16 protein-coding genes are annotated in these 20,443 nt (G+C 50.6%); 5 read left to right on the top strand and 11 right to left on the bottom strand.

Annotation, left to right across the window (positions count from 1 at the left end):
- Positions 1-27: 27 nt before the first annotated feature.
- The 8 genes from COW20_23960 to COW20_23925 form a co-directional block, all read right to left on the bottom strand.
- Positions 28-819, bottom strand: coding sequence for a 5'/3'-nucleotidase SurE (locus COW20_23960; protein PIW44697.1), 792 nt, complete (start codon positions 817-819; stop codon positions 28-30).
- Complete coding sequence (locus tag COW20_23955) at positions 819-1,856, bottom strand: hypothetical protein (GenBank protein PIW44696.1); 1,038 nt, start codon at positions 1,854-1,856, stop codon at positions 819-821. The genes COW20_23960 and COW20_23955 overlap by 1 nt, the downstream gene beginning before the upstream one ends.
- 39 nt (positions 1,857-1,895) lie before the next feature.
- The gene (locus tag COW20_23950) at positions 1,896-2,702 is read right to left on the bottom strand and encodes a hypothetical protein (protein PIW44695.1); all 807 of its coding nucleotides are present in this window, start codon (positions 2,700-2,702) and stop codon (positions 1,896-1,898) included.
- Positions 2,672-3,967 carry a hypothetical protein gene (locus COW20_23945; GenBank protein PIW44694.1) on the bottom strand — a complete coding sequence of 432 codons (1,296 nt, stop codon included), beginning with the start codon at positions 3,965-3,967 and terminating at the stop codon, positions 2,672-2,674. Before COW20_23945 ends, COW20_23950 begins: the two co-directional genes overlap by 31 nt.
- On the bottom strand, positions 3,964-5,154 hold the full coding sequence (locus tag COW20_23940; protein PIW44693.1) for a hypothetical protein: 1,191 nt from the start codon (positions 5,152-5,154) through the stop codon (positions 3,964-3,966). Before COW20_23940 ends, COW20_23945 begins: the two co-directional genes overlap by 4 nt.
- Positions 5,138-8,242 carry a hypothetical protein gene (locus tag COW20_23935; protein ID PIW44692.1) on the bottom strand — a complete coding sequence of 1,035 codons (3,105 nt, stop codon included), beginning with the start codon at positions 8,240-8,242 and terminating at the stop codon, positions 5,138-5,140. The genes COW20_23940 and COW20_23935 overlap by 17 nt, the downstream gene beginning before the upstream one ends.
- 79 nt (positions 8,243-8,321) lie before the next feature.
- Positions 8,322-9,503, bottom strand: coding sequence for a hypothetical protein (locus COW20_23930; protein PIW44691.1), 1,182 nt, complete (start codon positions 9,501-9,503; stop codon positions 8,322-8,324).
- 14 nt (positions 9,504-9,517) lie between these two features.
- On the bottom strand, positions 9,518-10,699 hold the full coding sequence (locus COW20_23925) for an acetyl-CoA C-acyltransferase (protein PIW44690.1): 1,182 nt from the start codon (positions 10,697-10,699) through the stop codon (positions 9,518-9,520).
- 202 nt (positions 10,700-10,901) lie between these two features.
- On the opposite strand from COW20_23925, the gene COW20_23920 reads away from it, so the two are divergent.
- From COW20_23920 to COW20_23910, 3 genes are read left to right on the top strand one after another with little or no spacing between them, the layout of a single operon-like run.
- Positions 10,902-11,222, top strand: a complete 321-nt coding sequence (locus COW20_23920; GenBank protein PIW44707.1) for a phosphotyrosine protein phosphatase — start codon at positions 10,902-10,904, stop codon at positions 11,220-11,222.
- Between the two features lie 33 nt (positions 11,223-11,255).
- Positions 11,256-12,638, top strand: coding sequence for a hypothetical protein (locus COW20_23915; GenBank protein PIW44689.1), 1,383 nt, complete (start codon positions 11,256-11,258; stop codon positions 12,636-12,638).
- On the top strand, positions 12,635-12,874 hold the full coding sequence (locus COW20_23910) for a hypothetical protein (GenBank protein PIW44688.1): 240 nt from the start codon (positions 12,635-12,637) through the stop codon (positions 12,872-12,874). The genes COW20_23915 and COW20_23910 overlap by 4 nt, the downstream gene beginning before the upstream one ends.
- Before the next feature lie 58 nt (positions 12,875-12,932).
- Here the strand turns inward: COW20_23910 and COW20_23905 are convergent, their stop codons facing one another.
- From COW20_23905 to COW20_23895, 3 genes are read right to left on the bottom strand one after another with little or no spacing between them, the layout of a single operon-like run.
- Entirely contained in the window at positions 12,933-13,829 is an 897-nt protein-coding gene (locus tag COW20_23905; protein PIW44687.1) for a hypothetical protein, read from the bottom strand.
- Positions 13,830-13,885: 56 nt separating this feature from the next.
- A complete protein-coding gene (locus tag COW20_23900; protein PIW44686.1) occupies positions 13,886-16,150 on the bottom strand; it encodes a hypothetical protein in 2,265 nt (754 codons plus the stop codon).
- Between the two features lie 59 nt (positions 16,151-16,209).
- On the bottom strand, positions 16,210-17,202 hold the full coding sequence (locus tag COW20_23895; GenBank protein PIW44706.1) for a glycerophosphodiester phosphodiesterase: 993 nt from the start codon (positions 17,200-17,202) through the stop codon (positions 16,210-16,212).
- Positions 17,203-17,305: 103 nt separating this feature from the next.
- Here COW20_23895 and COW20_23890 point away from each other — a divergent pair, with 103 nt between their 5' ends.
- Together COW20_23890 and COW20_23885 are read left to right on the top strand one after the other, a co-directional pair.
- On the top strand, positions 17,306-17,869 hold the full coding sequence (locus COW20_23890; GenBank protein ID PIW44685.1) for a hypothetical protein: 564 nt from the start codon (positions 17,306-17,308) through the stop codon (positions 17,867-17,869).
- A complete protein-coding gene (locus COW20_23885) occupies positions 17,866-20,388 on the top strand; it encodes a hypothetical protein (protein PIW44684.1) in 2,523 nt (840 codons plus the stop codon). The genes COW20_23890 and COW20_23885 overlap by 4 nt, the downstream gene beginning before the upstream one ends.
- Positions 20,389-20,443 lie beyond the last annotated feature (55 nt).

Here is a 20,443-nt window from a genome sequence, read left to right as displayed (position 1 = left end):
GATTCCTACACCCCCCAGAAAAAAAGCTCAGCGCGACAAGGACTGCTTCAGGCCAATTTCCCAGGACTGCAGTGTTTGCATATACGCGTAGCGGGTCATATCGTAGTGAATGGGTGTTACTGAAACAAAATTTTCGCGAATGGCGAAGACATCCGTATCCGCATCTTCTTCATGATCTTCAACAATGCCCGTCTGCCAATAATAGGCATGGCCGCGGAGATCCGTTCGTTTTTCAAAGATATCGCGAAAACGATGCAAGCCCAGACGGGTGACACGCACACCTTCCAGCTCTTCGGGCTCAACAGGGGGCACATTGACGTTAAAAAGCGTGTGTTTGGGAAATTCTGACCAGCGAATCTGTTCAAGAAAAGAGCCAATAAAACCCGCCGCCGTATGATAATGGCGATCATCAAAACTGGCAAGAGAAACAGCAATCGAGGGAATTCCACGAATTGCACCCTCGGTAGCCGCTGAAACAGTACCTGAATAAATCACGTCGGTTCCCAGATTCGGCCCCCGGTTAATCCCTGAGAGCACAAGATCAATTGAAGCGAGATCAAGCAACATATTCATCGCCAGCTTCACAGAATCACAGGGCGTGCCATTGATTTTCCAGGCCTGGTGCACTTTAGAACTATAATACTCAGCCACAGACTCAGCCCGCAAAGGTTTATGCAGAGTCAGGCAATGGCCTGTGGTACTGCGTTCACGATCAGGCGCGCCAATTGTGATCTCGTGTCCCAAATCAGCCAAATGATTGGCCAAAGCCCGAATTCCAGGCGCATGCGCGCCATCATCATTTGAAATCAAAATACGCATTAGCGGTCGTTGGCCTGCTCTTCCGGTGGAATATAATCAGAGGGGAAGTTTCTCAATACAGTATCCGTCATTTGGTTAGCTTCAAGCCCATGGGTATAGGTGGTGGGCCCATGGGTCTGAATACGGGTTTGAATCGGAACCATACGTTCGCTCACCTGATTTCCCGTTACTTCAACCAAAGATACGTGGTATTTATTTTCACCATAGTCTTTGCCCCGATCCAAAGGAGCCCCCGCTCCCCCACTGACCACATAGGGAACCCCATTGATCACGCGCTTATCATAGAGGTGAATATGGCCCAAAAAGACATGATCTACATGGTACTTTTCATTCAAACCCATAAAACGGGCTGAAATTTCAGGGCTGGGTGAGAGTTTATGATCCCAAACGCCATAGCGCGGAGGGGTATGGGTAAAGACAAACTTCTTAAGTGGGGTCTGGTATTGTTTTTCCAGCCAGACAAACTGGCGATCTGTCAGATTGTAATTGGCTGAATCCAGCGCAATGATGCGGCTGTTGCCATAATCAAAAGAATAATCATCCAAACCAGTCTCAGGATTGGGCTGGGTATAACGTGTTTCGTAATAGCTTCTGCCAAAAAGTATATCGTGGTTCCCCACCACCGTCAGATAAGGAACCTGAACCTTGCCCGTAATGCGTTCAAAGGTCGTCCAGTGAGGCTTCAAAGCGTCAAAGGTAAAGTCGCCCATATTGACGACGAAATCAGGTTTCAGCTGATTGACAGCTTCAATCACCTTGGCGTAGACCTTGTTCCCCCCCGTTGAAATAGGCGAAGAATTGCGGTTATCTCCCATTACAACAAAACGCAGGGTGCCATTATAGGGCTTCTGCAAAACCCGGCGAATATTGGTGACGGTATTGCCAAAAACAGGTTCATCAGCGCGGGACGCCGCAGCATTTAAACCCGTGGGCACCAGATTACTTCTCACGGGAGTGCCACCGTTACGCAGGCAGGCAGTCAGTCCTGCACCCGCCAGAATTACCAGAACTGCGCTTCTGCTCAACATCTGTCTCATGTATCAGGGCTCCTTGCCATCTCATCGCATTTTGGGGACCTATAACGCCAGGGTATCAAAAATGGACGCATTAAACCAGAGACAAAGCAGCGCTGCGACCACGACACCATAATTCCAGGCCAGAAGTAAGGGGCGTTTTCCTTCTCTTAACCAGTAATCAATATAAAGATTACCTGAATATAATATCATAAAAACAACGAAAAACCAATCATACAGATTGAGAAATGGAAAGAACTCTCCAGTGGGTGGCAAGCCAGATACACGCGGATAAAGCCAGAAAACATACAAACCCAAAGCCAGCAGAGAAGATCCTCCCCAAAGCCCGTGAAATAGATGCCGAAGCGAGCGTTCTACTTCAACTTTCAAGGGCAACCAAAGACAAAAATAACTGAGAGCCAGCGCCACGGGCAGCGTAAACACAACCGTCAGCCAAACCTGATTCGAACGCGAGAAACCTGGATGAAAACTCACCCAGACCAAGACCATCAAAATCAAACCGCTTTGAAAATAGACTGCTTTGGCAGGCAAAAAACGGTCAAGCGTAAAAAACAAGCCTCCCAAGCCCAAGAGCACACATGAGAGATAAAAACCCTGCCAGACAAAGGGGTTGGCGTAATTTAAAAGTTGAACTTCAGCAAGGGCGAAGCTCCCTCCTGCCAGGGCCAGACCCGCCACCCAACCCAACCAATAGCGGGAAAGGCGCAAAAGAAAAGCTTGCCGCGCAAAAAAAACAGATCCCAGCAGGGTGAGCAGCGCCAGCACAAGAAAGGCCAAGGCCAGACGTAAACTGGCGGTCATTAAGGTAAATAACTGGGCTAAGAGAAAATAGACAGGCGTTTCGGACATCCTGGATCTGCTCCTTCAAAAGCTCCGGTCTGCGCCAAAACAATCGCGCGACAGCCCCGACAGACTGATTTCAGCTCACAGCGCTGACAAGCTCCCTGCAGCTGATCTTCTAAGCTGCGAAAGCGTTCAAGAATCGCGGATTGCTGCCAAACCTGCATAAAGCTGGTGGAGGTCTCCGCATAGGGAACATGGCTGCAGGGAGAAACCCCTCCCTCAACGCCAATACTCAAAATTTGCCGGCCAGCACTGCAACCCTGCACACCTGAAGCCTGCCATGCTTTTAAATGGCCTTCCCGTAGAAACGCAAAGGAAGAATCTGTGGTCAGTAAAAACCGACTTTTCTTTTGCCAACGCCGCAAAACCTTCTGCAGAGCTCTGTTTTCTTCAGCCGTGGTAAGGGTCTTTTCCAACCAATCTCCCCCCTGCAGCGCGGGTTTGGGTCTGAGCAGATTTACGGACCAGGCCCCTTGGGTCTGGGCAAACTTGAAAAGCGGCTCTAGTTCAGTCAGATTTTGACGGGTGACCAAAACATTCAAACCCCAGCGCAAACCCGTTTGGCGACACACTTGAATGGCCGCCAAGGCCCTGGCATGATTCGGACGGGTCTGGCGATGAATGGCTTCACGCAGACCGTTTAAAGAGATTTGAAATTGTCCCAAACCTGCCTGTTTTAAATCCTGGGCCAATTTTTCAGTTAAAGGGTTGCCGTTGCTGGTTAAAGAGGGCAAAATCCCGGCCTGCCGGATGGCACGGACCATCTCCACCAGACGGGGATGCAAAAGCGGTTCTCCACCCCCCAATGCGATTTGAAAAACCCGATGTTCAACCGCTTCAGCCAAAACACGTTGAAAAACAGCTTCATCCATTAAACGACTCGGCATTTTCTGATCCTGATGGCTGAAAAAACAACCTGCACAGCGCTGATCACAACGATCGGTCAAACTCAAATGCAGGGCTTCAGGCGCAGCATAGGCCCGCAAAGGACTCTGCAAAGCCCTTTGGGATTCAAGCTTTGCAGTGAAAGACTTGAGGCTGTTTAAATCCTGATAAGAACCCACGCGCAGAAAATCCCGACAGCGCAAATAGTGCAAAAAGAAACGGGCCCGTAAACCACGTGCTTTTTGGCCTGCCAAGGCCCTACCAAGGGTGGAAATACCCTCTGAATCGAGTTCAAGCATTTCGCTACTGCCACGATGAAACCAAAGCAGGGTTTCTTTTTCTGCTCTTAAGACCGTTTCCGGCGAAAGCTGCCAAAAATCTTTCACTGGGACTTGGCCTCAAACACAACCTTTTTTTGCAGCAAACTGTCACCCGCTAAAATCCACAGCCGATTTTGCGGATCCAACCACAGGTCACGCAGTTGCGGCACCGCTTCATGCAGGAGCGGCGCACCTGTCACCGAAAAGAAAAACAACTCAAAGTTTTCAGGCTCTGCAGCAGGTGCAAGCGCCAGCCAGGTATCCTCACCCTGAGAAACCACCCGAATTCTCGGTTGCGCCTTGCCCACCTGCCAAGGAATGCGCTCTGGCCAGGTCAACTGACCTAAATATTTCCAAGGGGGTGTTTCCGTTATTTGGAAACGCAAAAGCAATTTCTCTTTGCGGGCAAATTGACCTGCCACCAGGTACACAATGCCCCTGTTTTCAAGCGCCACAATTTCCAGGGCATCCATGCGAATTTTACTGCGCAAATCCCCAGGCACGAAGGGAATCAAATCACGCGTACTCGAAAGTATCTGGCGTGGCTGAAAGGTTTCAGAAAACAGCGCCATCACACTGTCCCCCCAAAAAGCCTGCCCTTGGACCAATACCACCCAAGAGGGGGAAAAAGCCAATTGCGGGGGTAAATCCGTGCGGGTTAAATGCAAAAGCGTTTCATAACGTGGAAAAGCCTCATTCTTGTTCTCAGTTTGAACCTGTAGAAAACTGTTCTTTTCAAGTTCCTGCCGCACCAGGCATTGCAAAGCTGAAGGATCACCAAAACACGGTGAAATCATGCCTGAATGAGAATTCAAAAAACGAAGTTTGCCCTCTGAAAACAGTTCTGCTTTTTCAGGCTCTAAACGAAAAACTTCATTTCCAGCCAGAATACGGGCCCCCTCAGCTGAATAGATCCAAACAGGATGGGATTTTTCTGTAAAACTGTGGATTTTTTGGGACTGTAATTTATCTGGCAAAATTAAATCGACGCTGTTGGTGGGAACCCACCCTATCTGGGCATTGCGGGGATAGCGAATCTTGAGCCATTCAGGCTCACTGCCCTGGGAAAGCACCTCTACTTTTTCACCCTGATTGAGTGCAAAAAGAGGCTGACAGGTTTTTTGTGGCAAAATACAAAAATCCTGACGTTTTTTTAAGACCGCCTCCAGGGCACTGGCCGGTTGAACTGCTCCCAAAAGCAGTCCCAAGGCGATCCAGCGCCCCAGATGACGGAATTTAACGGATAAAGGCATCCAAAATATCTATCTTAAGCCGGGTAAGGTTGCTGATATAGTGCTTGATAAAAGGCAGATTGCGACGTTGAACCTCTTGGTAAAGCCCTTCATTCAAGGCCTCAGAGGGTTCAAGCAAAAAGACCAGGCCCTTCACCGGAGCAGCTTCATAATCAGGCTGCTGAGCACCCGTCAGCCATTGATAATCACAGGCATATTCATCCAAATACGAACTCAACTGGCTTTGCCATTCAGGAATCGGATCCACTTGGCGGGAATAGATCAAAACCATCGGACGGGCTTTGACTGCCGGAGCCGCTTTTTCAGCCGGAGCCGCCTCGTCTGTAAGGTCAAAAGGAGAGCTCTCTGCGAAGTCAAAAGGAGAACCCTCTTCTTCAGGTGCCGATTCTGGCTCCAGATCAAAATCCTGAAGTGAAAGCTCGGGCTCTGAGCCATCCTCAAAGGCATGCGAGGCTCCCAAATTAATTTCTGAAAGCAGAGAAGAAATTTGCTCGACTTCTTCACTGATCGCCAGATCAATATCAGATTGGCGTTGCAATTCATCTTCACTTAAGGCATCGGCTTCTGCAGCAAAATCATCCAACAGATGATCGACCGCCGCCTGTTGATTGGCCTGTTCGAGAGCCACCTCTTTTTCACTTAATTCCTGCTGCAGCAAAAGAATTTTATCCTGCGCACTTTCAAGCTGAGATTTCAGCTGCTGAAGAACGGCTGAGTCCTGGGGCTCTGCAGGCGCAGACGTTGGTTCAAGGGCAGGCAAAGCAACTGGCTCGACAGGAACCTGTTCCAAGCCCTGTAGGAATGCTTCCAGTTGCTCAAGGTGTTCCTGACGATAACGAAGCTCCTGCTCACTCTGCTCCAGTTCATGCTGCTTTTGCTCAAGGCTTTCAGTGGTCTGCTCCAAGGTTTGAAAACAGGCAGAACGCTCCTGCTCTTTTTGGTGCTGTTCTGAACGCAGAGCTTCTAAGCGCTCTTTGGCGGCCTTGAGTTCTTCAACCAGTTCGGTACGGGCCGAGCGAATCGCATCAGATTCTTCGCCATACCCTTCCAATTGGGTCAAAAGCTTTTCTTTGCGTCCCACTTCTTCTGCAGAATCGTGAACCTGAGCCGTCAAGTCATGGAGTTGGGTTTCATGCTGACTCAAATCTTTGCGCAAATCCTGCTGTTCCTGCGCCAAAAGTTTCAGTTCTTCCTGCTGAGGACCCAATTGTGTGCGCAAAACATCAATCTGGTGACCCAGCTGTACATGGGCTTCACGCAAGTCTTCAAAGCCTTGAATAAAGCCAGCCATTTGCTGCTCACGCTTACTCAGCGTTTGCTGGAGTTCGTTGACTTGGCCGGATTGGGTCTCAAGCTCGGCCACCGCTTTTTCATGCGCGGCACGTGCCTGAGCCAGCTCAGCGGATTTTTCTTCAAGCTCTACACTGCGGCTTTCAAGTGAGAGTCTGGCCTCAGCAAGTTCGGCTCCCCGATTGTCCAGCTCAGCTTTGGTGTTTTCAAGTTCAGACTTGGCGGTTTCAAGTTCTGCACTGCGGCTTTCCAGCTCAGACTTGGCAGTTTCAAGTTCTGCACTGCGGCTTTCCAGCTCAGACTTGGCAGTTTCAAGTTCTGCACTGCGGCTCTCCAACTCAGACTTGGCAGTTTCAAGCTCAGCACTTTGGCTTTCCAGCTCAGACTTGGCAGTTTCAAGCTCAGCACTTTGGCTTTCCAGTTCAGACTTGGCAGTTTCAAGCTCAGCACTTTGGCTTTCCAGTTCAGATTTGGCAGTTTCAAGCTCAGCGCTGCGGCTTTCCAACTCAGACTTGGCAGTTTCAAGTTCAGCGCTGCGGCTTTCCAGCTCAGATTTGGCGGTTTCAAGCTCAGCGCTGCGACTTTCCAGCTCAGACTTGGCGGTTTCAAGCTCAGCACTGCGGCTCTCCAGCTCAGACTTGACTGTTTCAAGTTCAGCGTTTTGGTTTTCAAGCTCAGCTTGAGCCTTTTCAAGCTCCGCATTGCGGCTTTCCAGTTCAGACTGAGCAATTTCAAGCGAACTCTGGGTTTCAGCCTGCTGCTCTTTTAATTGAGCAAAGGCTTGCGCCAGATCGGCCTGTTCAGCTTGATAGGTTTGCCATTGGGTCTGCATCTCAGCCAGAGCGTCGACCAACCCCTGATGATCAATGTCTGCAATCTGCGCACTTAAATTCTGCAGATCCTGCTGAGCACGCCCGGCCAACTCGGAAGCTTCCGCCATTTCGTTCTGGGCCTGGATCAACTGGGCTTTTAAGGCCTCAATTTCACTGCGCTGGGCACTGTCACGTTCCGCTAAGCCCGCATGGGTTTCTTTGAGTTCTGCATGAGTTTCCTGCAGTTCGTTGAGTTCGCGTTCCAGGGTAAGATAACGCCCCTGAAGCAGATCATGTTCTTCGCGCAGCCCATCATGGTCGCTTTGCAATTGTTGCGAGGCCTGAAAATGCTCAGCCTTTTCCTGTTGCCATTTTTCCCGATAGGAATTCAATTCCTGATGAAAGGTCAACAAAGAGGAACCGAGATCAGAAAAATTGCCGCGCAGAGATTCCAATTCAACCTGCATCTGACCAATCGTGTCCTGTTGCAGAAGCTTATCCTGATTTAAGGAGTCAAGATGCTGCTGTTGGGCTTCATATTCGGCATAGGCTGTTTTGAGTTTTTCCTGCTGGGCTTCAAAACGGGCCTGTAAATCTTTGAGGTCTTGTTCAGAGGCACCTGAACTGGAGGTAAAGGTTCGAATCTCCTCACTGAGATGAGAGAGTTCACTGTAGAGATGGCCAAACGAAGCATTCAACTCTTTATAGGAGCTGCCCAGACCACTGAAGGATTGTTGAAGCTCATGAAATTCTCCAAAATAACTTTTCCAGAATGAACGAAACTGATCCAGTTGGGCATAAAGCGAATCGACACCCTGGGCCAACTCCCCGTTTTGCTGACGCAAACTGTTGAATTCACTCTCAAGCAGGGTTTGCTTTTTATCGAGATAATGCTGAGTCGTACGCCATTGCTCAAGCAGCAATTGCCGCTTTTCCTTAAGCTCCAGACACATATTCCAGAGCGTTTGGATCTTCGTATTTTCCATTCCTTCATATCTCCACGTTTAATTACAGGTCTGGCAGCCGGGAAATGCCCGTGACTGGCGATCGGTAGCCCGTTCTCTCTCAGATAAAGCGGTGTTGGGAATAATAGTGGCGAAACAGTATCTTGCCCGCGTGATCCAGCATCATCATTTCTTGGTTGATTCCCCGTTTCACCAGATGTGAAAAATCAACAAGGAAGCGACTCTCCGTCAGCGGATACGCCTGTTTAATATCCGAGTCATTGAGTTTACTGTATTCCCAGACCACTTCGCCCTTGGTATTCACCTCGATCAGTTTATCCGACGTTATCCAAATATTACCGCTTTTCAGGCGATATGCAAAATTGACAGCACGCAGGCTTTCATTTTTCTTTTCGGGGTAGATCCAGACCAATTTGCCCTTGCGATTGAGCAGTAAAATCCGGCCATTGCCCTGATCGGCGATCAAATAAAGACCCGGCTCCACCTCAAAGGCAGAAACGGGCATAAACAGTTCAGGCTTGATTAATAAATGCGAAAGCTTCAGATTAAAGGCCAATTGCCCATTAAACTGCCAGGCAATCTGGTGATCCGGGGTGACTTCAAAAACCATCCGGTTGCCTGTGTCTGTCACTAAAATGCCTCCGTTTTCAGTGCCATCCACAAAAGCAGGTTGGGCCTGGGCCCGCATCTGCACCGACTGGTTTTGATAGGTATAGCTCCAGACCGTCTGTTTTTTCAGATTGAGCTTGAGTACCTGCTGCTGACCACAGTCAGCCACCAGAATTTTGCCTTCTTTGGAAAAATGGGCCAATCGGGGTTTTTTCAAACTTTGCCCGACCTGCTTGCCATATTTCCAAACCACTTCCCCCTTGAGGTTCATGATCAAAACACGGTGGCCACGTTCATCGGCCATGACCAGATGCTGCCCCCACAGGGCCGGGGTTTGAAAACTGCCCTCGAGTTTTTTCAGCTCGGCCTGTTCAGCCTTGAGAGCAGCCTGCTCCTGGGCTTTTTCTTTGGCTTTGCGGGCCTGTTGCGCGTGTTCCTGTTTGACCATTTCCCGCTGGCGTTGAATTTTAGCCCGCCACAGGTCATAGCGCTTGCGGCGCTCAGGATCATTGAGAATATCATAGGCATGGTTGATACGCTGCGCCAACTGCAGATCCCCGCCCCGATCCGGATGGTTTTTCTGCATCAGGGTATAATAAGCCTTCTTGATCACTTCAGGACTGGCTTTGGCGTGAACCTGCAGTAAAGCGTAAAGATCTTCAGCGTCATCCATGCTGCATCAGGTCTTTAAAGCGCCGCGTTCTCGATGACCATGGCAATGCCCTGTCCGCCGCCGATACACAGGCTGACCAGCGCATAGCGCTGCTGGCGGGCCTGCAGTTCCAGCATGGCAGAGAGCAGAACACGGGCGCCAGAAGCCCCCAGCGGATGCCCAATCGCAATCGCCCCGCCATTGACATTGACCTTGTCACGGTTCAGTTCCAGTGCTTTTTCTACCGCCAAGTACTGAGCCGCAAAGGCTTCATTGATCTCAACAATATCCATCTGGTCAATTGTCAGACCGGCTCTTTCCAAGGCCTTGCGCGAAGCGGGCACGGGGCCAAAGCCCATGATTTCAGGGGGAACCCCGGCACTGGCCCAGGATTTAATCCGGGCCAGGGGTTTAACCCCCATTTGAGCGGCTTTGTCTGCGCTGGTCACAATCACGGCAGCCGCCCCATCATTGATGCCGCTGGCATTGCCAGCAGTGACTGAGCCCCCTGCCTTGAAGGCAGGTTTGAGCTTGGCCAGCTGTTCAAGCGTGGTTTCAGGCCGCATGTGTTCATCGTGCTCAATCACGGTTTGTTTTTTATCATTGAGCGCCACAGGCACGATCTCTTTCGCCAGACGTCCTGATTGCTGTGCCTGACCCGCCAATTGCTGACTGCGCACAGAGAATTGGTCTTGAGCTTCACGGCTGATCTCATATTTTTCAGCCAGATTTTCAGCGGTAATCGCCATGCCCTGACCAGTATAGCCATCGATCAGCGAAGTGGTCATCAGGTCCAGTACCTGGCTGTTGCCCATGCGATACCCCCAACGGGCTTGGGGCATCACATAGGGAATCTGGCTCATATTCTCAGTGCCACCTGAGACCACGATTTCGGCTTCATCCATCTGAATCAGATGCGCGGCCTGCACCACAGCTTCCAGACCCGAACCGCAGAGACGGTTCACGGTCAAGGCTGGGCTTTCAATTGGCATGCCACTGTAAATGCCCACATGGCGGGCCAGATAGATCGGGTCAGGGCCTGACTGGACGACATTGCCCATCACGATATGATCAACCTGGGCGGCTTCTACCTGGCTACGCAGCAAGGCTTCTTTAACGGCTGTTACGCCCAGTTGAATTGCGGGAACATCTTTGAGGCCACCGCCAAAACGACCAAAAGGGGTGCGGGCACCCTGCAGAATGACAATTTCTTTCATAAGGGGTCAATCTCCCAGTTTCTGTTTCTGATAATCAGGCGCTTTGCCCGAATTTTGAAGAGTGGTTTCATTATACCCCAGCCTCTGGCCTCAGGGGGCTGAAGCAATTTCAGACCTGAATACAGAAAAGCGAGGGGAAGAAAAAGAGCACATGGGCATGCTAAGATCAAAAACAAAACGAACCGGATACAGCCCTGAAAAAATGAATCTCTTATTCATCTGTGGCAAAAACAAACTCAGAAGCCCCACAGCCCAGGCCCTTTTCTCTGCATACCCCGGCCAGCAGGCGCTTAGCTGTGGAATCAACCGAGATGCTGAAACACCCCTCAGTGGCGATCTGATTGAGTGGGCAGATATACTCTTTGTCATGGAAAAAAATCAGCGGAACAAAGTCATGTCAAAATATAAAAACCTTTTAAAAGACAAAAAACTAATCTGTCTCGATATTGCTGACCGCTACCGTTATATGGATCCCGCTCTGATCAAAATTCTCACCTCTCGGGTAAGCCCCTATCTGCGCTGAATGCATTTTTCTGAAAGAAGGAGGATTGCTCGGATGAAGTTCCTGCTCACCGGCCTGATGATGACCTTGAATTTGATTCCCACACAGCCTCCCAGGCAAGATTTGCAAGCCCCAGTCATGACCGCTGCTGATAACAGCCCAAAACCGCCTGAAAAAGTCACCTTCCCCAGCATGGTCAAAACCACATCCCTCGCTGCCCCAGAGCCTCCCGAACTGGATGAGGTCAGTGCCCTGCTGCAAGCCTTTCAAGCCGAGAATGGCGATTTCACCACCGCCAGCGAAAAGAACAAAGAACCCAAAGCCACACCCAGCCCAGAATCGCACCGTGACGATGACCACGAAGACCATAAAGCCTGGGTCGTTGAACTGAAAAGCAAAGAAGCCAAGGGTAAGCGACAGATTCGCATTCCTGAAACCGGTGAGTTTAAACTGGTGCTTGAAGCAGGCCCACACTTTGAAATCACCGACAGAGATGCCCGTGATGGCGAAGCCAAGCTCCAAATGCCTGCCGCCACGCTCAAAACCTGGATTCACCTCGAAGAAGCCAAAAACAACAGCTCTTTAGAGGTCAGCGATGAGCTTTATTATGTCAAAGACACCCTGAGCAAAGAGCGCAAGCACCATGATGACGAGCGGGCCAAACAGTGGTTCAAACTGGGCCTGCGCCCTCTGCCCGTGCCGAGTGATTGGTACAGCCCTGATGGGCAGGCTTTTGTGCTGCGCTTTAAAGCCAATCAGATCAAAGAATTTCAGATGATCTGGCAAAAGCAGCGCGGCGAAGCCCCTTTCCCGCCAGGGATTAACCGGGTTGGGCCTGAAGGCGGGACTGTGGAACTGCCGGGGGTCGCCAAGCTGGAGTTGCCTGCGGGGGCATTGAAGCAAACTACAACTATTAAGATATCTCAATTAAAAGAAGCTCCATTTAAAGGTATTATGGAAGTTCCTCCTAATATGTATTGGTCAGCTCATATAATTCCCCCTGGTTATGAATTTGCGTCACCTATTGTTAAAATTGAGCCTTTTCAAACTCAACTTTTAATCCCTGCAAAATTAAGTTTAGAGCTGCTCGATCCTGCTTATTATAAGGTGACTTCAGGACTAGTTTCCGACTTTATAAGTGAAAACCCAGAAAATAAATACGGGAACACAAAAGATTTAGAAGGTTATGACGGCATAAAAACAAAAATTAACATTAACTCATTCATATATTATGCAAAAGTTGTTGATTATAGCTGGTTAAGTGATTATTATCGTTATCATCTGCAAATTAAGCCTCTTTTTAAAGTTAATCAAGTACCAAGTTCAAATCCAGAGTATCTACACGAAACAAAACATTTTGTTTATTTCATAGAAACAGAAGGTGATCGCAGACGAACAACAAAAGAGGAACTTATTAAAGTTAGGAGATTTATTTGAGAAAATATATCAAGACTATACTGATACTTTCTATATTCAAGATTACTGACCATTATGTAGGAAAAAAGACTATAGTAAAGTTCAGGGGCCTGGAAATTGCCTTGGTTCTTGGCGACACAGGAGCCGTAGAACCAAGGACAGCGGAGCAACGCGTAGATAGCGTTGACGCACACGATGTGCGGAGACGGCGGCCCGAATCCCCCACGCCACCTGCGACCCCCACTCTCTGGCCTTAGAGCCCAGCTATCTCGGCCTCACTCAGCCCTGAATTTGCAAAAGACCAAGAGAATCCCGTTAAGACTCCAAAGTTTCAGTCTTGAGTTGCTCAATCTGATCCAGAGACAAACCTGTAAGCTCAGCAACCAAATTCAGTTCAAAACCCTTTTTCAACATCTGACGGGCCGTCTCACGTAAACCTTCTCGCCGACCTTCCTGTTTGCCGTTCAACCAACCTGAAGATTTCTGAGCCTGAATAAAGGGAATCTTTTCACCCAGATCAGGAGATCTTTCCAGGAGTTGCTCAACCACCCAGGCCACGTTCTCTTTTTCGCTTTCCAAGAGTTGAATCACAGCCTCGGCCTCCTGTTTATGTATCGCTGAGATTATTGTAAGGTATTCGTTCTGCAAATTACTACCCTCTAATTGCTGCAAACCCATGCGCAGCGTCTCTTGCAAGTCTTTTCCCCCACGCATAAAGGTTTTGAGCTCAAAATAATCAGGCATATTGGGCAATTGATCGTACTCCACCACAGCCAAGGGGAAAAAAGTCGTTTCAGCCTGCCAGAAACCAGGAAAAATATTTTGCAGAACAAGCCCATAGTTTTGCAGACGTTGGCGCAAGGCCTTGTTCAGATGTGAAACAATCAGCCAGCCCCCGACCTGGGTTTGCAATCCCAATTGATGCTGACGATGGGTCAAAGCAACATAGGCTGAAAGCGTTTCTAAATCATGACCCCGAAAGGGATCTGAGACAGATTTAAATTCAATTACCGTATAGGGACTAAGATAACGCCAGAGGGGGTGATTTTGCCAAGCAGACTTTGCCTGTGATGCCGCAATGATCAGAATATCTGCTTCTAAAGGCAACTGGCTGAACTGGGGTTTTTCTTCAACCACCAAATCATGACGGGGCAAAGCATGTGCCAGCCATTGACTGAAATAGTGATCCCAATGAATGCGTGATTTACTCATAACGCAAGTTTAGCATACATAAAAATACAGAAGCTAATTTAAAACCAATAAAAGCCCTAACGCAGCCCCAGCAAATCATCCTCATCGACAGCCACGGCATAATACCAATTGAGAGCATCGAGACGATAATAAGCCAATAAAATACGGCGGCCATCTTCCAGATAGCTGAGCTGACCCGATCCCTTGGCTTTGATTTTTTCAACCACCTGGGATTGCGGAAAAAGCGGCAGGTCCAAAGCCTGCCCCAGGCTATCTTCGCCAAAACGCAGGCCATATTTGCGCTTGCGATCACTGGAACGCACCATAATTCGGCCCTGGTCATCGAGCAGATAGGTCTGAATCACCTGATAATCCGGCAAATGCAAAAGATGATCGACCAAATACTGAAAGGTCAGCTCCACCCCTGCCACGCCCAGAAAATGGCCCTGGCGATCATAGAGTGCCGTGCTACAGGGCAGCAGCAGGCCCTGGCCCTGTACATCGACATAGGGGTTGCCCCAATGCAGGCCCTGTTTATGTGCCGAGAGCTGATACCAGGGTCTTTGGCGGGGATCATAGGAAACCGGATAACCCGCCTTGCCAGGGTAGGCCATGTGCAAGCCCTGTTCCAAGCCGACATAACTCCAGATCAAAGGGCCGCCTTTTTCGGCAATTTTTTGCAAAGCCGCCCCACGGTCTTGGACTTGGGTCTGCCCCAGGCTGGAGAGAAACATTTTTTGAAAATAAGCCCCCAAGGGCAAAAGCCTTCTGGCCACAGGTTCGACGGCGCTTTCAGATACACCGGGTGCGCGCCTGAAAACGGGCTGTTCTAAACTGATCAGCTTGCCATAATGGGGCGCATAGCGAAAATCAGGGGGGGCCAACCCCGGTGTGGCAAAGCGATCTTCGGTATAGAGCGGACCAGCTTGAGGTTCTCCCCTTTGCAACAGGGTTTCAGCTGCTGCCGAAAGGCCCCGCAACAAAATCTCGTAGCGCATAAAACTATTGTTCAAACTTTGCGACTGGGCCGAAACAGCCGTCTGAAACTGACTTAAAATATGCTCACGTTTCTGCAGCTGGAGCATGCTGCGCTGCTGCTGCACCATACTCCAGGTCGCAGAACTGGCCCCACTGAGCAACAGAACAAGAATCAGACCCGCGGATAAAAAGGGATGGTGCTGAAACCATCGGGCTGTGGCCTGAATCTGTGTGTCCGGCTGGGCCAGCACAGATTTCCCCTGCAAATAGCGGCGCAAATCTTCAGACATTTCCCGCAGCGAAGGATAGCGTTGATCGGCCTTGCGGGCCGTGGCCTTATTGATAATCGCCTGTAATTCGCGGGGAATGCGCTGTTTGGGCTGATAATGCACAAAGGGCTCTTTCTCAGCTTTCAACACCCGCTTGAGCAGATCGGTTATATTCTTACCCGTATAGGCAGGCTTCAGGGTCACCAGCTCAAACAGAATCAAACCCAAGGTAAACTGGTCACTGCGCCCGTCCAGCTTTTCATTCCGACCCGTGGCCTGTTCCGGTGAGAGATAACGGGGGGTGCCCAGAATCTGGCCTGCACGGGTCTGCTCCAGATCGTCTTCCTGCTCATTCAGACTGGCCACAGAAACCAGCTCTGATTCGCTTTCAGAAACGGTCTCATCGGGCACCCCAAAGACTCTGGCAATGCCCCAATCCATGACATAGACCTCACGGTAACGGCCAATCATAATATTGGCAGGCTTTAAATCGCGATGAATCACGCCCTTGTTATGGGCATAGGCCAAGGCATCCAAAACTTTGAGAAAATGTTCAAGCAACGTGGTCGCAGCACATTCCTCATCGGGGAGTTGGCCCTGATCATAGGCCTGGCGGGCTTCCTGTAAAAGCTCTTTGAGGGTCTTGCCCATGACCAGTTTCATGGCATAGGCCAGGCTTTGGTCCTCGGTTTTTTCAAGGGTATAGACCGGCACCACATTGGGGTGTTCCAACTGGGCGGTGATTTGAACTTCTTTTAAAAACCGCGAAAGCACGCCCCGATCGACAGCAACCTTGTCGTGAAGTTTTTTATACGCCACCTTGCGCAGCAAATCCACATCCCGTGCCAGAAAAACCTGGCCCATGGCCCCTTCGCCGACCATCACGACCATATCGTAGCGCTGACGGCTCTGGGTAGCATAAGCATAGGCTTCATCGTCCTGATCCAGACAAGCCGTTTCATCGGATTGAAAAATAAAGGTTTTTTCAAGTTCTTCAAGCGAACTCAATTGCACCAGCGGATCAGGGGCTGGAGTGCTCTCCAGCAGCTGAGTCGAATCCTGCTCATCGTCAGAAAAAAGGTTGAAATCTGCCATTGCTATTCAGTTTACCCTATTTTGAGGCCCCAAACCGGCAGGTTTTCAGCCCGCTTCTTTTAAGGCTGCTCCTGTTTCAGACCCTTTCGTGCCAAGTCAGGAAACTCGCTGAAAACGCCATCTACACCCAATTGATAATAAAAAGCATATTCGGCAGCTGGGTCCTGTTTGAACTGGGGCGCTAAAAACTGGCTCTCATTGCGAAAAGTCCAGGGATGAACAGCCAGCCCATGACGGTGGGCCAGCTCAAGCAAGCCAGTACTGACCAAACGATCCCCCTGGGGCTTGACCAAAATTTGTTTGGGAGGGCCCAGGCCATTGGCATAGCTTGAAACAAATCGCAAACCTTCGGGGCTGAGTAAATCGCTGTAAGTGCGTTTGTCTTTGCGCAGGCCAAAATCCGCAGGTTGACCTTCAGACTCCACCAATTGAATCAGCCGAATCGAGGTCTTTTGATTCAATTGCTGAAGATTTTCAACTTCAAAGGATTGAATAAAAACGGGGTCAGAAGCTGTTTCATAACCATAACGTTTGAGCAGGCCCAAGAGACGATCTTCAAGCGGCAGGCCCAGCTTTTTAAAATAACTGGGATGCTTGGTTTCAGGGTAAACCCCAATCCGCATCCCGGTTTTCAGCTGGTGATTTTTCAGCAACTGCAAAACCTCTTCAAGGGTCGGAATTTCGTATTTGCCATTTTCCTGCTGGGGGCGAAAATCGAAACGTTGTTTCGCCCATAGGGTTTTCAGTTCTTTGAGGGTAAAATCTTCACTGAACCAGCCCGTGACAGCCTGGCCATCGATGGTTTTCGTGCGCTTGCGCTTGGGGAATTTGACGGCGACATCGGTGGTATCCACCAGATTGTTTTCATGACGCACAACCAAAACACCGTCTTTCGTTGATACCACATCGGGTTCGATAAAATCTGCACCTTCCTGAATCGCTTCACGGTAGGCCGCCAGCGTATGCTCTGGAAACAGGCCACAGGCCCCACGGTGGGCGATCACCAAGGGCTGGGGCTTGTGCGCCAAAGAAGCGGAAGCCAGAGTCCCCATCGACCCCAAGAGCAAGCCCAAGCTCAGGGCTGAGCGAAAAAACAAAGGGAAAATTGACATGATGTTTTCCTGATGCGTAAAGATCTGTGAGCATTTTACTCTTTTGAAAGCCAAAACTCAACTTGACAGTATTACAGTAATTTTATATTATACTGTCATGAACAAGCATGCGTGGACCCTCGAAGAACTTGCAGAAGCCGTGGAGGCCAAACTGGCCAGCCTCAATCTGCTGGGACAGGTTCATGACCGCCGCATCGCGGCCCGCCCCGACGGTCGCACGCTTCGCTACTACACCAGCCTGGGCTTGCTCGATCCACCGCTGATTGAAAAGCGCCAGGCCCGTTACCAGGAAAAACACCTGCTTCAGGCCAGTCTGATCAAGGCCTTACAGGCAGCGGGTTATTCTCTGGCACAGATTCAAGCCCAGATTTTTGGCCTGGATCAAGCCCAAATTCAAAATTTGCTCGAAAGCCTGAAACAAACCCCACAACGCAAAATTCAGGCTCTGAACTGGCTCGAAATCCCTGTAGAACCAGGGTTCAGCCTGAAACTGAGTGCCGATTGGCGCGCTCAAAACCCAGAACATCTGCTTGAAGAGATTCGACAGATTCTGGAGACCTTGGCCACAGATAAAACCTCAACCGCAGAAGGAGACGAGATGCCATGAGCCTGACTATCCCCCTTTTTGAAACCCAGGAAAAAAACCTGCATTTTGGCAGTTTAGAAGTGATCGCGCAAGAAAAAAAACGGGTTTTGCCCCTGGCGGGCGTTGAAATTGAAGCCCAGGTCGGGGCCCAGATCGCCCAGGTGCAGATCAAACAGATCTTTGAAAACAACCTCAGTCAGCCCCTGGAAGCCGTCTATATCTTTCCCCTGCCGGGGGGAGCCGCTGTCAGCTCCTTCCGCCTCAAAGCCGGTGAGCGGGTCATTCTTGCCGAAACCCAAGAACGTCAGCAAGCCCGTCAGAACTACCAACAGGCGCTCTCAGAAGGGCGTCGGGCCGGTCTGCTGGAACAGGAAAGAGAAGAAATTTTTACCCTCAGCCTGGGCAATTTAATGCCCGGCGAAAGCCTGGAAATTGAACTGCGCTATGCCCAGGTGCTCCCGCTCAGTGAGCAAGGCCTGTGTGAACTGCGCCTGCCCCTGGTGACAGCTCCCCGCTACCTGCCCGGCGAAGCGATTGAAAATGGAGCCCACGGCGCAGGAACAGCCACGGATAGTGACAGGATCCCTGATGCCTCCCGTATCAGCCCCCCCTTGCTGGCTCCGGGATTTGATCCCCAAACCCATTTCAGCCTTTCAGTGCAATTGCTGGCTGAGGAAATTTCTGAATTGGTTTGCAGTCAGCATGCCACCCAAACCCACTTCAAAGCACAGGGATTGCGCATCGAACTCGCCAAAACCAACGAACGCCTGAACCGTGATTTTATTTTGCGCTGGCGGCTGGCAGAAGCCCAGCTCAAACCCAGTCTGCTCACAACCCAGACCGAACAGGGCTGTTTTTCACTGCTGCAAGTCACAGCCCCAGCCCGAAACCTGCCTCCCGTGCCGCGTGAAGTGGTCTTTGTCGTGGATCGTTCAGGATCAATGGAAGGTTTAAAAATGACCTCGGCCAGTCAAGCCTGCAGTCTGCTGCTCGAAACCCTGGGCCCCAGCGATCGCTATGCAATTCTGGCCTTCGATGACCGTCTGGATTGGTTTCACCCCAAGTTGCAAGATAATCAGGCCCTCTTTCTGGCAGCAGATCCTGCCGGCCAGGACGAAGGCCAGCGCTTTCTGCAAGCGCTGACTGCAAGAGGTGGCACAGAGCTGGAGATGGCACTGAAAGCCGCACTTCAGGCTTTGCAAAAACGGGAAGAAAGTCTCGCCCAGCGTGTGGTCGTTCTCTTGACCGATGGCCAGATTGGCGATGAATCTGCCGTTCTCAAGCGCCTGCAAAAGGGGTTGGGCGATTGCCGGGTCTTTGCGGTCGGCATCGATACCGCCGTCAATGCGGGACTGCTCAACCGTCTGGCTGCCCTGGGGGGAGGAACCGCCCACTTTGTAATTCCTGGCGAGGGGCTGACCACAGCCCTGCGTGGCATCGCCCAGGAAATTGGCGACCCCGTGCTGACCCAGTTGGAACTCAGTACCGAAGCAGGCGAACTCCAAGAGCGGGTGCCGACAGCTTTGCCCGATGTTTTCAGCGGACGCAGTATTCAAATCTTTTTTAAAGGTCAGCCCCAACAACTCAGAATCAAAGCCCAAAATGCCGATGGCACAGTGTATCAAGCAGAGGTCGAGTCGCAAGAGGTGACCCTCGACGCCATCCGACATCTCTGGGCCCGCCGCCGCCTGAGTGAACTTGAGGATCAGTTCCGGGCCGAGTATAACCCCTCTGATGCCTTGCGCCAGAACATGATTCAGCTCTCCTGCAGCCACGGCGTGCTCTCCCGCTTCACGGCCCTGGTCGCCATTGATGCGGAAGAAATCGTCAATCCCACGGGCCAACGCAAGCAGGTGGTACAACCCGTTGAATTGCCAGAAAGCTGGAGCGAAGCCAATCTGGGCTTTACGGGTGCGCTGCCCCCAGCTCCGCCGATGCCGATGCCAGCCATGGCCCCCTTGCCTCCCGAAGCTGCGATGGGCGGCATACTGCGCAGTGCGGCTCCTATGGCAGAAGCCGCAGCAGCCCCCGCAGATCAAGCCTTTGATCTGATGGCCATGGAAGCAGAACCTAAAGTATTCTCAGTGTCTCAGCCACGCCATAAAAAGGCCTCGCCTTTGAAAAAAATTCAGGCCTTCTTCAACCCCAAGGAAATGCCAGCGGAGGCTCAGCCGACAAAAGCCCCCGAACTGACAGCAAAGCTCAAAGCTGAAATTGAAAAACTGCTGCAGGTCTGTCAGGATATTCTGAACAGCCTGGAACAGGGACAGATGCCCACTGACGAGAGCCTGTCAGGTCTGCGTCAAAACCTGCTCAAAGAACTGGCCCAAAGCCCTGTGGCCGATCAACTGCCCCAATTGCAGCGTTTGTTGCGCCGGGAATTGCTGGAACTCTTACAGGCCCTGCAAAATACCCAATTGGATCCACACCTCTTGCTGCCCCTGCATAAACGGATCACAGATTTGCTGGCAGCCATTGCGCAGGAACTGGCGAGCTTCGCAACAAGCTCAGAGCCGCCATTCTGGGAACGCAGCCTCTAAAATTAAGAGAAATTAAAGGATGGATTAGGGAAAATCAATATTATTGAGCTACAAT

It is taken from the genome of bacterium (Candidatus Blackallbacteria) CG13_big_fil_rev_8_21_14_2_50_49_14 (genome assembly GCA_002783405.1).
Classification (GTDB): domain Bacteria; phylum Cyanobacteriota; class Sericytochromatia; order UBA7694; family UBA7694.
The sequence above is the reverse complement of the archived record's forward strand: the minus strand, read 5'-3'. Positions and strand labels throughout refer to the sequence as shown.

What these genes read in the sequence shown, in the direction of transcription:
- COW20_23960 (PIW44697.1), bottom strand. Translation starts at nt 819, where the DNA reads ATGCGTATTTTGATTTCAAATGATGATGGCGCGCATGCGCCTGGAATT.
- COW20_23955 (PIW44696.1), bottom strand. Translation starts at nt 1,856, where the DNA reads ATGAGACAGATGTTGAGCAGAAGCGCAGTTCTGGTAATTCTGGCGGGT.
- COW20_23950 (PIW44695.1), bottom strand. Translation starts at nt 2,702, where the DNA reads ATGTCCGAAACGCCTGTCTATTTTCTCTTAGCCCAGTTATTTACCTTA.
- COW20_23940 (PIW44693.1), bottom strand. Translation starts at nt 5,154, where the DNA reads ATGCCTTTATCCGTTAAATTCCGTCATCTGGGGCGCTGGATCGCCTTG.
- COW20_23935 (PIW44692.1), bottom strand. Translation starts at nt 8,242, where the DNA reads ATGGAAAATACGAAGATCCAAACGCTCTGGAATATGTGTCTGGAGCTT.
- COW20_23930 (PIW44691.1), bottom strand. Translation starts at nt 9,503, where the DNA reads ATGGATGACGCTGAAGATCTTTACGCTTTACTGCAGGTTCACGCCAAA.
- COW20_23925 (PIW44690.1), bottom strand. Translation starts at nt 10,699, where the DNA reads ATGAAAGAAATTGTCATTCTGCAGGGTGCCCGCACCCCTTTTGGTCGT.
- COW20_23920 (PIW44707.1), top strand. Translation starts at nt 10,902, where the DNA reads ATGAATCTCTTATTCATCTGTGGCAAAAACAAACTCAGAAGCCCCACA.
- COW20_23915 (PIW44689.1), top strand. Translation starts at nt 11,256, where the DNA reads ATGAAGTTCCTGCTCACCGGCCTGATGATGACCTTGAATTTGATTCCC.
- COW20_23905 (PIW44687.1), bottom strand. Translation starts at nt 13,829, where the DNA reads ATGAGTAAATCACGCATTCATTGGGATCACTATTTCAGTCAATGGCTG.
- COW20_23900 (PIW44686.1), bottom strand. Translation starts at nt 16,150, where the DNA reads ATGGCAGATTTCAACCTTTTTTCTGACGATGAGCAGGATTCGACTCAG.
- COW20_23895 (PIW44706.1), bottom strand. Translation starts at nt 17,202, where the DNA reads ATGGGGACTCTGGCTTCCGCTTCTTTGGCGCACAAGCCCCAGCCCTTG.
- COW20_23885 (PIW44684.1), top strand. Translation starts at nt 17,866, where the DNA reads ATGAGCCTGACTATCCCCCTTTTTGAAACCCAGGAAAAAAACCTGCAT.